This is a genomic window from Gardnerella sp. DNF01198P (genome assembly GCF_049244165.1).
In the GTDB taxonomy this organism is placed as follows: Bacteria; Actinomycetota; Actinomycetes; order Actinomycetales; family Bifidobacteriaceae; genus Bifidobacterium; species Bifidobacterium swidsinskii.
The window spans coordinates 751,357-767,688 of sequence record NZ_CP058382.1 but is presented as its reverse complement, the minus strand read 5'-3'; the positions used below and the strand labels follow the sequence as shown (position 1 = coordinate 767,688).

General features: G+C 40.0%; 13 protein-coding genes, 1 tRNA gene and 1 riboswitch. Of the genes, 3 read left to right on the top strand and 11 right to left on the bottom strand.

The window, feature by feature from the left end; genetic code table 11:
• Positions 1-146 precede the first annotated feature (146 nt).
• From pheT to eno, 11 genes are all read right to left on the bottom strand, one after another.
• Positions 147-2,768 carry a phenylalanine--tRNA ligase subunit beta gene (pheT, locus tag HXT44_RS03305; RefSeq protein WP_004111426.1) on the bottom strand — a complete coding sequence of 874 codons (2,622 nt, stop codon included), beginning with the start codon at positions 2,766-2,768 and terminating at the stop codon, positions 147-149.
• A 5-nt stretch (positions 2,769-2,773) separates the two neighbouring features.
• On the bottom strand, positions 2,774-3,841 hold the full coding sequence (pheS, locus tag HXT44_RS03300) for a phenylalanine--tRNA ligase subunit alpha (protein WP_421783172.1): 1,068 nt from the start codon (positions 3,839-3,841) through the stop codon (positions 2,774-2,776).
• A gap of 70 nt (positions 3,842-3,911) precedes the next feature.
• A complete protein-coding gene (locus tag HXT44_RS03295; protein WP_012914098.1) occupies positions 3,912-4,820 on the bottom strand; it encodes a TrmH family RNA methyltransferase in 909 nt (302 codons plus the stop codon).
• 112 nt (positions 4,821-4,932) lie between these two features.
• On the bottom strand, positions 4,933-5,964 hold the full coding sequence (locus tag HXT44_RS03290; RefSeq protein ID WP_415697720.1) for a cation diffusion facilitator family transporter: 1,032 nt from the start codon (positions 5,962-5,964) through the stop codon (positions 4,933-4,935).
• 233 nt (positions 5,965-6,197) lie between these two features.
• Positions 6,198-6,281 (bottom strand) — tRNA-Leu (locus tag HXT44_RS03285).
• A 42-nt stretch (positions 6,282-6,323) separates the two neighbouring features.
• A complete protein-coding gene (locus HXT44_RS03280) occupies positions 6,324-8,000 on the bottom strand; it encodes a DUF501 domain-containing protein (RefSeq protein WP_421783211.1) in 1,677 nt (558 codons plus the stop codon).
• Between the two features lie 111 nt (positions 8,001-8,111).
• The gene (locus HXT44_RS03275; RefSeq protein WP_012914095.1) at positions 8,112-8,585 is read right to left on the bottom strand and encodes an FtsB family cell division protein; all 474 of its coding nucleotides are present in this window, start codon (positions 8,583-8,585) and stop codon (positions 8,112-8,114) included.
• 190 nt (positions 8,586-8,775) lie between these two features.
• Positions 8,776-9,915, bottom strand: coding sequence for a dihydropteroate synthase (folP, locus tag HXT44_RS03270; protein ID WP_421783170.1), 1,140 nt, complete (start codon positions 9,913-9,915; stop codon positions 8,776-8,778).
• A 55-nt stretch (positions 9,916-9,970) separates the two neighbouring features.
• Positions 9,971-10,471 carry a 2-amino-4-hydroxy-6-hydroxymethyldihydropteridine diphosphokinase gene (folK, locus tag HXT44_RS03265; protein WP_004119382.1) on the bottom strand — a complete coding sequence of 167 codons (501 nt, stop codon included), beginning with the start codon at positions 10,469-10,471 and terminating at the stop codon, positions 9,971-9,973.
• 256 nt (positions 10,472-10,727) lie between these two features.
• A complete protein-coding gene (locus HXT44_RS03260; protein ID WP_033888758.1) occupies positions 10,728-11,642 on the bottom strand; it encodes an L-lactate dehydrogenase in 915 nt (304 codons plus the stop codon).
• A 210-nt stretch (positions 11,643-11,852) separates the two neighbouring features.
• Positions 11,853-13,148 (bottom strand): phosphopyruvate hydratase, encoded by a 1,296-nt coding sequence (gene eno / locus HXT44_RS03255; protein WP_004111411.1) that lies wholly within the window; start codon positions 13,146-13,148, stop codon positions 11,853-11,855.
• A gap of 210 nt (positions 13,149-13,358) precedes the next feature.
• Positions 13,359-13,483: riboswitch (TPP riboswitch) on the top strand.
• Here eno and HXT44_RS03250 point away from each other — a divergent pair.
• From HXT44_RS03250 to HXT44_RS03240, 3 genes are all read left to right on the top strand, one after another.
• Complete coding sequence (locus HXT44_RS03250) at positions 13,473-14,288, top strand: ABC transporter permease (RefSeq protein WP_076002797.1); 816 nt, start codon at positions 13,473-13,475, stop codon at positions 14,286-14,288. (Overlaps the previous riboswitch by 11 nt.)
• A 154-nt stretch (positions 14,289-14,442) precedes the next feature.
• Positions 14,443-15,441, top strand: coding sequence for an ABC transporter substrate-binding protein (locus HXT44_RS03245; protein ID WP_174182762.1), 999 nt, complete (start codon positions 14,443-14,445; stop codon positions 15,439-15,441).
• 150 nt (positions 15,442-15,591) lie between these two features.
• The gene (locus HXT44_RS03240) at positions 15,592-16,329 is read left to right on the top strand and encodes an ABC transporter ATP-binding protein (RefSeq protein ID WP_421783167.1); all 738 of its coding nucleotides are present in this window, start codon (positions 15,592-15,594) and stop codon (positions 16,327-16,329) included.
• The last annotated feature ends 3 nt before the right edge of the window (positions 16,330-16,332 follow it).

The following is a 16,332-nucleotide window of genomic DNA, read 5'->3' as shown; positions in this document are numbered from 1 at the left end:
TATTATGCATGAAAATGCTATATTTTATTTAAAAAATAGATGTTACTTTACATAAAAAGAAAAAGAGTTAATAATACAATAAATGCGATTATGCATACTACTATTAGAACGTATGCACAATCGCATTAACTAAAATATATTATATTTTACACTCGCAAAGTTGCGTGCAAGACTTCAGCAGCATCCGTAATCTTCTTACGAACTTCTTCCATCTCTTCGCCAGAAAGTGTTCTATCATTTGCTCGGAACGTTACGGAATAAGCAAGAGAACGCAAACCTTCTCCAAGCTGCTCACCCTCATACACATCGAACAACTCAACAGATTCAAGCAAATCTCCAGCAGACTTTTCAATAGCAGACTGCAATTCATTCGCTTTCAACTCAATTGGTGCAGTGAAAGCGAAATCTTGCTTTACAGGAGGGAAAGTCGAAATTGGTTTAGCTTGAACAGGCTTCATAATCATATTCTTAAACAATTCAGTTAAATCAAGCTCGAATGCTGCAGAATGCTTAGGTAAATCTAGCGCTTCACAAACATGTGGATGCAATTCGCCAACAACACCGAGATTGACGCTTGAACCATCTTCAGCAAGAACACAAACTTGAGCACTACGACCAGGATGCCAAGAAGATGGAGCATCTTGAGCTTTAAACTGTTCGAGAATGAACTTAACACCAATTCTCTTACCAACTCGCTGGAGTGCTTCAACAGCATCGCTCCAATCAACATCTCTATGAGTACCAAGCCAACCAGTTTCTTCAGCATGACCAGTTAGCAAAGCAGCAACATGCAAAGGTTGTTCCGGTAATCCAGCATCCAACGCAGCAAGCTCAGCATTAGAAGGTCTAACAGAACCAGGTAATGCAGGAATTGCAGGAGCATTTGGATCACTAAAGTACACATGACCAAGCTCATACATGGAAATATCTGTTAAACCACGATGAAGATTGCGTCGAACAGTACCAGCCAAAGTCATCAAAACAGAACGACGAAGCCAAGGCCTGTCTCCAGCTAAAGGATTAGCAATACGAACACTTACTTCAGCAACTTCATCCACATTTTGACGGAAAGCTTTAATATCTTCCTCACCAACAAATGGATAGCTTAAAGATTCAACAAAACCAGTTTCCGCTAACTCATAAGCAATAGCTCGTCTAGTTTGCTGTTGCGCAGTTAAGCCAGTTCGACCAGTAACAGGAACAGCAGGAACCTTAACAGGAATCTCATCATATCCAACAAGTCGAGCAATTTCCTCTACTAAATCGCAAGGCTCATTCAAATCAGGACGCCAAGTTGGAGGAAGAACGGAGAAGGATCCATTGCCACCACCAGCAACAGAGCAACCAATATCGGTAAGAATATCGCTAATGCGATTCAAATCAACATCCAAACCGGCAACTCGCTGCACTTCATTAGCTTTAAACACAATCACATTTCGCGACTGAGTATTATTGACATCACACGGCGATGTAGATGGCTTAGCTCCACCAAACTGTTCCAAAAGATTTGCAGCCATTTGTGCAGCTGCTGGCTGCAATTGGGTATCAACGCCACGCTCAAAACGACGAGAAGCCTCAGAAGGAATCTTATGTCGACGAGCAGTACGAGCAATTGAAACGGGATCAAAGTGAGCTGCCTCAATCAAAATATTTTTCGTTTCACTCGTAACTTCGCCATACATGCCGCCCATAACACCTGCCAAGCCAAGCACGCGTGAACCATGGTTTCCACGAGGAGAATCGCAAATAACTAAATCCTCAACATGCAATTCATGATCTTTGCCATCCAAAGTCGTAAGATGTTCGCCCTCATGTGCACGACGAACTACAATTGGACCTTCAATTTTGTCTAAATCATAAGCATGAAGAGGTTGACCCAAATCAAGCATGACATAATTAGTGATATCAACAGCAAGAGAGATACTGCGCATACCTGCACGCGTTAAACGACGCTGCATCCAACGTGGGCTTGCACAAGTGGAGTCAAAACCGTGTACAGCACGCGCATAATATCGATCACAACCAGGTACACCATGAATTGGATTAGTATCTTCAATACTCACGTCAATATCTGAAGTCTTGTGACCTTCATCATTAATTTGCGATACCTGCTCATTCAACTTTGAAACAGGATCCGTATAAACAGCACCAGTTGAATGATGATATTCACGAGCAACACCACGATAAGAGAAAGCATATCCACGATCAGGCGTTATGTTAATCTCCAAAATCGGCTTATTAAGATGCAACAACTCCATTACATCGTCGCCAGGCTTCAACTCATCATATTCAGCCTTAGAGAAGCCATATTCACGCAACAAAATAATGCCATTGTGGCTATCTCCCAAACCAAGCTCACGCTCTGAAGCACACATACCGTCAGAAATATGACCGTAAGTCTTACGCGGCTCAATCTTAAAATCTCCAGGCAGAACAGCACCAGGAAGAGTCACAACAACCTTTTCACCAGCAGCCATATTAGGAGCACCGCAAACAATGCCACGAGGAACTTTCTTGCCGTTCTCGTCAACATCGTTGTATTTATCTCCAACATCAACATGACACCAATTAATAGTTTTGCCATTTTTCTGCGGTTCAGGGGTTGCGTCAACTACGTAACCGACAACAATTGGACCGGTAACTTGAGAAGTATGAATTTCTTCTTCCTCTAAACCAACACGAACTAAATCTTTAGCAAGCTGTTCGTATGTTAAACCTTCTGGCACTTCAACATGATCTTTAAGCCAGTCAATATCTACCATTGGCATGAGTTTTACTCCCCCATCACAAACTGTTCACTGAAGCGCTTATCGCCTTCAATCAAATCATGCATATCGTTAATGTCATGTCGAAGTAGCAAAGTTCGCTCCAAACCTACTCCGAAAGCAAAACCAGTATAAACTTCTGGATCTAAACCAGCAGATTTAAGGACATTAGGATTCACCATTCCGCATCCGCCCCATTCAATCCAACCTGGACCGCCCTTTTTATCCGGGAACCAAAGATCCAGCTCAGCACTAGGCTCAGTAAATGGGAAGTAACTTGGTCGCAAACGGCTCTTTGCATCTGGACCAAACATAGCAACAGCCAAACGATCGAGAACACCCTTTAAATCAGCCATTGTTAAATGCTTATCCACAGCCAAAGCTTCACATTGATGGAAAACTGGAGTATGCGTTGCATCCAGTTCATCAGTGCGGAACACTCTACCAGGAGAAGCAATATACAGAGGAACTCCACGCTCAATTAACGCACGTACTTGGTCAGAAGAAGTTTGCGTGCGCAAAACCATATTTGAACCAACAAAGCCTGCGGCATCCTTAGCTTGATTTCCTTGAACGTAGAAAGTATCTTGCATTTGACGCGCAGGATGATCCGGTCCAAAGTTCAATGCATCGAAATCAAACCATTCAGTTTCAACTTCTGGACCCGCAGAAATCTGCCAACCCATAGACACAAAGAAGTCTTCAAAATCTTCAATAATACGAGCAATAGGATGACGAGCACCTAAAGGCTTACGATTAATTGGAAGAGTCATATCTACAGTCTCTGCAGAAAGCATGTTAGCTTCTTCAACGGCTTTAATTCGCTCTGTAGCTTCTGCAAAAGCTCGACCAAAATCAGCTCGCAAAGTTGACATCACCTTGCCAACTTCCTTCTTTTGATCTGCAGGCAAAGAACCAATTGCTTTGCTTGCAACAGTCATCACTGACTGCGCGCCAGCATACTTAGTTTTAACAGCCTTCAGCTCTTCCATAGTTTGAGCAGCTGTAACGCTAGCAATACCTTCTTTTACTGCTTTAGTTACAGCTTTAATATCGAATGGCTTATTATCGGTCACAGCACCCTTCCTATCTGTATTATACGTATATTCATTGTTTATATACGATATTGCAAAATATTGCCCAAAGTTATATTTTTCGCTCATGACTCGACATAGCCAAGCCCATAAGCATTACTGCTGCACTTGTTGCAAGGTTCATTGATTCTGCTTTTCCATATATTGGAATTATTGAAATATCGTCAACCTGTTGCAATACTTCTTTAGGTAAGCCTCTAGCTTCATTGCCAAATAAAATAGCCAAAGAACTGCTAATAACCTCGGAATTGACTAAAATTTTTGGAAATGGCACAGGTTTAATCTTGTCAGTTCCGTAAATATCAGCTGCAATAATTCGAATATTTGATTTTGCAGCGCATTCGAACCAGTCTTGAACGCTTAATTGCACTACAGGAAGATGAAATAGTGAACCTGCAGTCGAACGCACAAGCTTAGAATTCCAACGACTTACGCAATCATCAACAAAAACAACAGCATCGCATCCAGCAACATCTGCAACGCGAATAATAGCACCAGCATTGCCAGGATCTCTTACCTGCCAGCAAGCTGCAATACGAAGAGGCTTAAAATCGTTTTTTGATTTTACTTGTGCTGATTGTTGCAAATTTTTAAACTCACTAAAATAGATATCATCTAAAGATTTCGAATTAGCAACCGCAACAATTCCCTGTGAATCAGCACTAATTTTTTGCATAATACTCGGTTCAACAGGATGAACATAACAAGATCGAGATAAAGCTTCTTTAACTATTTCCCGCAAAGAAGAAAATTGGGAACTTTTCTTTTCATTACCTTCACAAGCATCTTTAGTAACATAAATATCACATAACGAATCTGTGGCATAACGTACAGCTTCGCGCACACTTTGCGGACCTTCAACTAAAAAACGCTGCAAATCATGCGACTTTGCGCGACCTAAAGAAACGAGTCTGCGCACGCGCTCACTGTGAGTATTATCAATTAGTTCTTTTAACGGCATAAATATAACTTTACTTCAAAAACGATTACGACACAGGAAATACACATTCACAGATTTATGCAAACCTGCCACATTCATTGCAACAAAACTTATAAGCAAAACCTTATAAACTCTATTCATGATGCTCTGAAGCACTGGAAGTTGTATAGCCTTTAGGCTCAAGTTGAAAAGTAGTGTGAGACACAGAAACAGGAAAATGTTCGCGTAAGCAGTCCTGAAGCTGAGAAAGCACATGAGAGCATTGAGACATTGTCATATTAGGATCCACAACAACATGTGCCATAAAAATCGGCATACCAGTAGAGACAGTACTAGCGTGCAAATCATGAACTGCAAGAACATGAGGAACATGCTCTAGATGTTCACGAACTTTGTTTAAATCAAGACCTTCAGGAGTCTGCTCAAGAAGAACCTTAACAGCATTCTTAAGAAGCTTTAACGCACGAGGAATCATAAGAAGCGCAATAATACCGCCAGCTAAAGCATCAAAACCTGCCCAACCTGTACTCATCATTACAATAGCTGAGACTACAACTGCAACAGATCCAAGAGCATCGTTCATAACCTCAAGAAAAGCAGCACGCATATTCATATTGTCTTGCGATTGAGACATAAGAATTACAAGAGAACCTAAATTCGCAGCTAAACCAAGGATACCAAAGAATAGCAGCTGATTTACATCGTGAATGCCTTGATGGCCACTACCAAAAAGACGCATTCCAGCTTCAACAAGAGCATACACTCCTACAAGCAGTAAAATAAGAGCTCCCGCAGCAGCTGTAATAACTTCAAGACGCGCCCAACCCCACGTGCGCTTACTATTTGGACGACGACGCATAAGAATTGCAGTAACTGTTGAAGCTGCAAGAACGGAAATGTCTGTAAGCATATGACCTGCGTCTATAAGCAGCGACAAAGAATTGGTTATGAAAGAACCAATTACCTCAGCAAAAAACACAGTTGCAGTAAGAGAAAGCGTAAGAAGCAAACGATGCTGATGCGCATGACTTGCGTGAATTGCTTCTGCTTGGGAAGCTGCGTTGGCATTGTTGTAATTAGTATCGAAAGAGTTGGCATTTGCATTCGCACTGCTTGAGTGTGAATCAGTGTCACTAGTTCGAATTACATCGTTATGATTATGCACTTTCCAGCCTCCTAAAATATTAAAATATTTGGACGATATTGTTTCTCAATATCATTCGCATTTTGCCTTATACGCAATGAACCCCAGCCTAAGCCGGGGTTCACTATTATCAATTACTTTGTCTATGACTATGTAATCACAAGCTGTCAACATGCATGCATTATGAGTTATAGGTAAAACCAACAGAAAAGCAAAAGCGCCACACAGCTAAAAACTGTGCAGCGCTTTGTTTGTGCCTCCGGTGGGACTCGGACCCACAAGCCCGTAAGGGCGTCAGATTTTAAGTCTGATGCGTATGCCAATTCCGCCACAGAGGCAGCAATCACTTATTATGCCATATATCTAAGCAAAGAACAAGCTCAGCGTGTGGCGAGTAACTTTCTTCCCAAATCAAGCGTAATTCCGTCAAGCAAACCATGCTCACTTGCAACAAACGTATCCAAAACCCCACCGTGATCCTCATACGCAGCTTTTGCTAATCTCTCCAACACACGGCTCCAAATCACTGCTCCACCGCCGACAACATCCACACGCCCTGGGTGAATCGTCGCATACGTGCGCCTGCAGTCCCTAGGCATACGCAAAAATCGATTATTAACAGCATAAGCCTGCTCTAATCCAATACGCACACCATCGACAGCAGTATGATCATAATGCTGCAATCCCATAGTCAAAGCAGCCATAGTTGTCACAGTTCCAGAAACGCCAATAATAGTACGAGCTCGCCCTGCAGGGACAACTTTGAAAGCGTCATCAATATGCTTGTCAATATCTTCAATCGCAGCTTGAATTTCCTCTTCAGTAGGAGGATCAGTATGCAAATGCCTTTCCGTCATTCTAACGGAACCAACATTCATGGAGTACGCCGCAGAAACCTTGTGCGCTGGCAAGCAGTCACCATCCCCTCCAAGCACTAACTCAGTAGAACCTCCACCTAAATCAACTACGAGATACGGTGGCTGCAACTCATCGCGAGACACAACGCTTGTTGCACCAAGGAAGCTAAGAGCTGCCTCTTCAGTACCACTAATAACTTCAGGACGAACACCAAGCTCATCAATCATCATTTGTTCAAAAATCTCACGATTTTCAGCATCTCGTGTAGCTGAAGTTGCCACAAAACGAATCGCATCAACTGGATGTTCTTTCAAAACTTGCGCAAATTCGTGCGCAGCATCCCTCACTCGCTCCAAAGCGTCATCTGCAAAACGATGAGTTTCGTCAATTCCCTGACCTAGTCTAACGACGCGAAGCATACGAGGCACAATATCTTTCATCCCATGCTCAGAAACTTGCGCAATTTTTAGTCGAATAGAATTCGTACCACAGTCAATTGCGGCAACCTGTACTGTTTTTTCTGCACAAGTAGTCGTGTCACTTTTCACAGCTTCGCCCTCTGCAGTTTTATCTTTTGCAATCGTTTCGTCTTCCACAACAACTTCCGTTTCAGTAGCATATGCATCATCGCTCCACGGAGTAGTACAACGGCACACGTTAGGATCAAACTCATCTTTAATGCGCTCTAGCACCATGTCACCAATCGGATTTACACCTTTGCCCATTACCAATGTTTGCGCGAGCAAAGCATGCAAGCATTTAACACGAACTGGCATTCCACCAGCGCTCATCTGACTAATATGCTCTTCACTATCCCCCAAAGACACAGCTAATTCATGACGGAATTCCAAATAATACTTATGCGCACGCTCATATTGTTTCTTCAGATCTTCGTCCGATTGTAATAGCTCGTTATATTCTCGCATAATACCGTCTGCTTCTACGCGAGACACCGCTTTTACAGCTTCAGGACTGGTAAGGTAGCATGTAGTTGGGAATGGTGTGCCATCTTCTAAGCATGGTCTAGTAATAACAGCAAGAGGTCTACCACAAACGCAACGCGCACCAACAGCTACCATTCCTCTAGGGAATCTTCCAAGTTGCTTTTCAACAATTGTACGCTCAGCATCACTTGCAGGTGTAGTAAATAAACGTTTCACAGCTTCTTCTGGAATATATTTCTTATTACTGTTCTGCATTTTATCTGAACTTTCTTGGCTGTTAGCCATGCGTTTCTACTCCTGTTAAAGCTGTTTTACAAATAAATAATCTTTTACTTTATCAGTTTATATATTTTATCAGTTTATATGTTATAAGGATGGCACAGTATCTGGTTTGTCTGCTTTATGTATTGCATACATTAAGTCACTATACCAAGGCAAGACTGAATGAGTCTTAGTTTCGCTATTTTCTTGAGCAAATTCATTCGGAACTTTTCCAGTTACTGCTTCAGGATGCTCTACGCGAACAGCCTGCTCACCGGGAAAAATAAAGCCGAGACGATCTCTAGCTTGAGCGGTAACGTATGCTTTGTCTTTCCATCGGTCAATATTATTATCCAACGTACGTTTTTGTTCACGTAAATCACTTTCTTCACGCTGAAGTGCATGAAGCTCAGATAAGCTTAACGCATAATTTCTAACTGTTGAAATGCACTCAATTGAACCAACAGTAACTACAAAAACCATAAATAAAAACACAAGTGGTCCTGAAAGTAGTCGACGCTGTTGCAATGGTGCTACATCTTCACCTAATGCTGTTTTACGACGCTTTTTCATAACCATACTCTCTAAATTACTTGATGTATTCGACGTGAAAACATCATACATTCCGCTAGTATCTTACGCGCTTTTAGATGCAAAATGCTGTTGTGCCACATTTACAGTCACGCTACATTTACAGTAACTCACATTTATTCGTTATTAAAATTAAAAAAACTGACGAACAAAACTGCAAAAAAATATTCAAATTTTTCTACTTAAACCAGTAATTTCTATTAATAACATCGATCATTTCAACTAATTGCTTTGTTTCTGCAATATCATGAGCACGTATTACACGTCCACCAGCCATAAACATCGCTGTTTCTGCAACTAAAGTGACAGGCAAACGATCTTCTTTATCTAAATTAAAAAGCTTCTTACCAAAGCCTTTTCTAGAAATCGCAACCAGTATTGGTCGACCAAAACGATGCAATTGATTAATATTGCGCATCATTGCATAATCTTGTTCACCATCAGCAACCTTTGCATAGCCAATTCCTTGATCAAGAATAATCCTATTTAAGTCAACTCCTCCATCAACAAGCATTTTTAAATTATCGCTAAAGAATTGACACATAACCTTTGTTAAATTGTCATATTCTGTATCTCTATTGCTATGCATTGTTACTAATCCAACGTTAGAATCTGCCATAAGCTTTACTTTTTCTGGAGAATCAAACGCACGAACATCATTTATAATATCTACGCCAGCTTCAATTGCAGCTTCCATTACAGGTAACTTGTAAGTGTCTACTGCTACAGCAATTTGAGGATAATTTTTGTGAATATACTTAATAGCAGGCATAACGCGACTTATTTCCTCTTCTGGAGTAATTTCTAAATAACCGCCAGGTTTTGTAGTTTGACCGCCTACTTCTATAACATCAGCACCAGCTTCAACTATTTCTTTAATATGGCTATTTACTTCGTCTTCACTTTGGTACTTGCCGCCATCATAGAATGAGTCAGGAGTAATATTCAAAATCGCGTAAACTATCGGCTTGTCAAGTGTATCAAAGCAGAATCGCCCTGCATTCCACACAATTGCTTTTTGCTTTAATAGCGAGCGCAAACTTGCAAGTAATTCTTGATCTTCGTACCATGCTTTTTCGCACTCTTGCATAAAAGGTTTAAGAGCAATAAGCGGCAAAATGAAGTCAATAGAAGACTCGGAAACTTTGATAGCTGTATCAAAATGATCGAGAAAATCAGCTACTTTGCTTAAATCGTTTTCGCTAATATTTTCCCACGTGCATAAAATTTTTTGATTTACACAAAGATCCTGCAGCAACGCTATATCTGCAATACTTTTAGAAGACGCATTCTCCAAATTGCTTTCAATAATTCGCATTTGTAGTCTTTCTTTCTAAAACCTCATATTTAAAAAACTAAATTTATATTCCAAACTAATTAAAAACTTCACTACTTTCAATAATATTAATCCAATTAGTGTCGCTAGTTTTATTAAGCTTATCTTGTATAAGTTCATGATAATTTGCATCGTCTGCGCTTATTTCAAGCAAAGGAACTAATACAAATCTGCGATTATCTCTTTCTTTGTGCGGAATCGTAAGATTTTCACTTTTTATAGTTTGACCACCAAAATCAATAATATCCAAATCGATTGTTCGAGGACCCCAACGAACTATGCGCTTTCTGTGAAGACGCTGTTCAATATCATGAATAAAATCAAGCAATTCAAAAGCTGTTAAATCAGTGTCCAAGCGTAAAGCAATGTTATAAAAACTGTCTTGCACTACGTCACCAACTGGTTCAGTTTCATACACTGAAGAAACGATAATATTGCTTATATGCGAATTTTGCTTCAATAGCGAAACAGCTTGACGCAAATTAAGTAATCTATCACCTATATTACTTCCAACACTTATGTATGCACTAGAAATCATATTTCCCCCAAAAAATAATGTCATTTATAGTTAAAAGTATATATCATAAACAATTAGGACTAGCCAACTTTATGAATTCAAACAATAAATAATCTAATATCAAAAATTTTTATAACAAAAATGTCGCTGTAAATTCAATACTCTTGAAGAGCAATCAAACCTACAACGACATTTTTCAATACGCTTTTATCTAAAATCTGTAAAAATATTTTAGATTCAAAAGTAGTATTTTTTAGTTATTTTATTTTTGACTTATCTATTCTGCTTGAGCTTTACTCAAAATTGTATCTGCAGAATGCTGCAACTTTTGCAACTCTTCTTGAGTCAAATCAAGCTGGCATTGCTTAACAATTCCTTCTCTACCAACAATTGCTGGGTATGAAAGATAAGAATGGTATTCTTCGCGATAGTTTGAAACAGGCATTTGCTCTTTAGAATCCGAAAGAACTGCATCCACTAAACGAACTGCAGCAGCAGCAATACCGTAGTTTGTGTACTTCTTTCCGTAGAACACAGTAAAACCACCTTCACGAGTTTCCTCATCAATAGCGTCTAAATTCATGTTCTTTTCTTTAATAAGCTCTGTTATAGGCTGCTCAAAGACTTTAACAGTAGACCACGCAACGAATTGCGAATCACCGTGCTCTCCTAAGCTATATCCCTTAACAGCCTTTGGATGCACGCCAAAGAACTTGCCTACTGCACGATGCAAGCGCGCAGAATCAAGCAAAGTGCCAGTTCCAATAATCTTTTCGTAAGGAAGACCAGTAGCTTCCTTGTAAAGCTGGCAAATAGCGTCGCAAGGATTTGTTATGTCGATTAAAACACCGTGGAATCCAGAAGCCTTAATCTTTGCACCAACTTCTGCAACTTCCTTACGATTATACTTAAGCTCTGCAAAACGATCTGGATGAGGAACGTCTAAAAGCTTTATGTGACCTAAGGCACTTACGATTACCTCTACGTCTTTTAATGCTTCATAATCATTAACCGTAATATTAACGTTAAAAGGCACGTTATCCATTGAATCTTCAAAATCCAATGCGTCGGCATTCACCTTTGCCTCGTTTGTATCATAAAGGTACAAATCATCAGCGTGACCGCCAACAACAAGTTGATGCGCTACTGCTGCACCAACGTTTCCCATGCCTATAACTGCGACTTTTCTCATATGAAACATCTCCTTCCGTTTTTAGTTTTCCATAAAAAATAGCACTATTTTGATGAGAATAAAAGTAATGTTAGAAAAATTTATATATTTTTTCAAAAAATCGCTAAAATATACGAAAAACGGCCAATCGCACGAATGCGACTGACCGATTTATGCTACAGTCTAGATCTTAAACAAGACTTACGTAGAACTTATAAAAGCTCTAGCATATTACTTCATATACTTCTTGCAAGCCTTGAATGCGCTGTAACCAGCATACTGAGCGGTAGAACCAAGCTCTTCCTCAATCTCAAGCAAGCGGTTGTACTTAGCAATACGCTCGCCACGAGCAGGAGCACCAGTCTTGATTTGGCCAGTGTTCTTAGCAACAGCAAGATCAGAAATGGTGGTATCTGGAGTCTCGCCAGAACGATGGGAAACCATAGAAGTGAAGCCGTTCTTAGTTGCAAGCTCAATAGCGTCGAGGGTTTCGGTAACGGAACCAATCTGGTTCAACTTCACGAGCAAGGAGTTAGCTGCACCAAGCTCAATACCCTTAGCCAAACGCTTTGGATTGGTGACGAGCAAGTCATCGCCAACGAACTGCAAGCGATCACCAAGACGCTTGGTGATTTCTGCCCAATCATCCCAGCCTTCTTCCTGGAATGGATCTTCGATGGAAACGATTGGATACTCGTTGATGAGCTTCTCGTAGTAATCGAGCATGTAAGCAGATTCGCGCTCTTCGCCATCGAAACGATACTTACCAGTTTCCTTGTTGTAGAACTCAGAAGAAGCAACGTCAAGAGAAATACCAATCTGCTTGCCTGGCTCATAGCCAGCGGCTGCAATTGCATCCATGATGTACTTCAAGGAATCCTCGTTGGACTTCATCTTTGGAGCGAAGCCACCTTCGTCACCAAGACCAGTAGCCAAGCCTTCCTTCTTCAAAACATTCTTCAAGGTGTGATAAACCTCAACACCAGCGCGCAAAGCATCGCTGTAGGTCGCGAAACCGTAAGGAGAAATCATGTACTCCTGAATATCGGTTGCGAAATCAGCGTGAGCACCACCGTTCATGATGTTCATGTTTGGAACTGGAAGAATGTGACCATTGGTGCCGCCAATGTAGCGGTACAACGGAAGCTGAGCGGATTCAGCAGCAGCGTAGAGAGCAGCGAGGGAAACGCCGAGAATTGCGTTAGCACCAAGCTTGCCCTTGTTTGGCGTGCCATCAAGCTCAATCATCGTCTCATCAAGAGCGCGCTGATCGGTGGCATCCATGCCAATAACCTTAGGTGCGATTACCTCGTTGACAGCCTTAACAGCTTCCAACGTGCCCTTGCCTTGATAACGGGACTTGTCGCCATCGCGACGTTCCCAAGCTTCTGCTTCACCAGTAGAAGCACCAGAAGGCACTAAACCAATACCCTGAGCGCCATCTTCGGTCTCCAAATAAACCTGAACAGTAGGATTTCCACGAGAATCCAAAATTTCGCGTGCATATACGCTTTCAATAGCTGCCACAACTACTCCTTTATACCTATGGGTTGTGATGACTCTTCCAAGATTAGTGCGTTTTATGGACGTTATATTGAGTACCAGCGTATTTATGCCGTGAACGTTCACAATATTTTGATTTAATTCGAGTCATATTAGCCAATTGTATATTTTTAAGCAATATCGTTTATAAATATCGATTTCAAATATAGATGTCCATACCCTTGGGAGATAATGACCACAGACACGGGGTGCGCAACTACATCGTGCCAAACAACAATACATACAGTGTTGCGCTGAGAATACACTCGTTGAACCTGATATAGCTAAAACTATCGAAGGGATTGTCGCATGACTTACGGTTCGCCTAATAAAGCGAAAAACATATTGAAGATTGCATTTAAAGCGGTATCTTCGTGTAAAGTGTGGATTTCAACCATCCTCATTTTGGTTTTGTGGTTTTTTACAACTCTTTCTCCAATCGAAGACCGTTCTTTGCCATCCCCATATGAAGTAATACAAGCTTTTATTGATTTAAACAACGAAGGCATATTATTAAAATCCTTAGGAATAAGTATTTTACGAGTTCTTTTAGGACTTTTGTTAGGAATTATTTTTGCTGTTCCTGCAGGCGTACTTGCGGGAGGCAGTAAGCTTGGCAATATTGTAGTTGATAAACCAAGCCACATGTTGAGGTCAATTCCATTCCCGGCTTTAGCTCCAATATTAATAATTTTCCTCGGAATAGATGAAACGATGAAAATAGCGCTTATAGCTGTTGGCGTTTTTGGACCTATGTACGTTAATATTCGCGACGGAGTGCGTAATATTGATCCGAAACTTCTCGAATTAGCGCAGGTTTATCACGTTAAAAAATCTACTATTTTTATATCTATTTTGCTTCGCGGTACACTTCCAAGTTTTATGACAGGTTTGCGATTTGCAATATCTGTAGCATGGGTTGCATTAGTGACTTGCGAAACAGTCAATTCTTCTATTGGAATTGGATACATTCTTTCAAGAGCGCAAGAATTCTTTAGGCCAGATCAAATGATGGCATGCGTTATTATGTACGCAATTGCAGGTCTTGGATCTGAGCTTACTGCAAACATATTAGAGTATCTTCTTATACCCGAACGCAGATTAGATAGAAAATCACGCCAATAATCTAGTAGTATCAACATTTTTCTAAAGTTAACTACTTTTTAAAATGCATTAAATTGCTTTTTAAGAATTAGTCAATATTTAGATTCAACAACCAAATAATAACAACCAAACAAACAACAGATAAACAAAACAACAACAAAAGGAGCTGTATATCATGGCTAATTTAAAAATGCGATTTTCTAAAAAGAGCATTATTGCATTAATCTGCGCTGCTTGTGCAACTGTATCTCTTGCAGCTTGCGGAAGCTCACAAAAATCATCCAACGCTTCTTCAAAAGAAGATGCTGGAACTATGAGAGTTGCTTATCTTTCTACAGCAAATTATTTAACTACTTTGAAAAATGAGAAATTCCTTCAAGACGAATTTGGCAAATCTAAAGTAGTTTACACTGGTCCTTACACTCCAGTTGACGGTCTTACTGCTGTGATGAGCGGAAATGCAGATGCTACAACTACTGGAACTGGACGCTTCATTGATTTGATTGCTGAAGGACAACCATGGGTAGCTTTTGCGCTCGAATATTACAATGGTGATTCTCAAGGAATCGTTGCATCCGCAAAAAGCGGAGTGAAAACACTAAAAGACTTATACGGCAAAAAAGTTGCTATTATTCACAACGGTGACACTGGCGATTACATGCTTCACCGCGCATTCGATAAAAGTGGTTTAGACGTTTCTAAAGTTAACAAAGTTGAGATGAGCCCTAAGAACTTCCAGGCAGCATTTACTTCTGGACAGATTGATGCAATTTCCTCATTCGATCAGAATCTTGCTGCAGCAATGACAACTCCAGGCGCAAAATTGCTTGTAAATGCTAAAAAGTACGGCAATATGAACGTTACTATTCACATTGTTTCTAAGAGCTTTGCCAAAAAGCATCCAGATCTTGTTAAGAAGATGTACAAGGCTCTTGTTCGCGAAGCAGAAAAGTCTCATAAAGAAAACAATGTTATTGGAAACGCTTACAAGCAGCTCGGAGCAAGCGAAACTATTATTAAGCAAATTGAAAAGTTTGACAATCCAACTATTCGTCCAATCGATGAAAAAGGTTTGAAAATGATGGAAACTCAGGCTAAAGAATACGTGAAATATGGTTTAATTAAGCAAGCTCCAAAGAATTTGAAAGATTCTGTAATGGATTGCACAAAGTAAATTAATTCATTTATCCATAAAACACATATTCATAAAAAACAAAATAAAATATCAAAATAAAATAATAAATAACTGATTAATCAAAATTAAAACAAAGTTATATAACAAGATTATATAAACATGATTTAAAGCAACGCAGTAGGAGTAAATATGAACACTCAAATAGAAGAAAACTATGAGACTAAAGATAACTCTTACTGCGTTACTCTAGAACATATTGGCGTGACTTTTAAAAATAACGCTAAAATATTACGAGATATAAATCTAAATATTAAAAAAGGCGAATTCGTATCTCTAATAGGACGCTCAGGATGCGGAAAAACCACTCTTCTTAAAGTTATTTCAGGATTAATCAAACCTGATTCTGGAACAATAAACGTCACACAACATCAAGCAATAGGTTTCCAAGATGCAAGATTAATACCATGGCTAACAGTAAGTAAGAACGTAGTTTTCGGCATGCAAGGAAACAAATCAGAACTAAAATCTATTGCAGAAAAAGCTCTTAACGATATGCAACTTAATAATTATGGTTCGAAATGGCCATCAGAACTTTCAGGTGGTCAAGCCCAACGAGTCTCATTAGCTAGAGCTTTAGTTCATAATCCTGAATTACTACTTTTAGACGAGCCTTTCGGAGCATTAGACGCTTTAACTCGTTTAGACATGCAAGATTTGCTTGATAATCTAAGACAGAAACATGGTTGGACCACAATAATGGTCACGCACGATATTTCCGAAGCAGTAAGACTTTCTGACAGAATTCTTATGATCAAAGACGGAATCATCGAGAAAAACTGGAATATTAATCGAAGCCAACTTGATGCACAAAAGCGTCCAAATAATCACGTTGAAATAGAAGACGAACTACGCATGGCATTGCAATAAATA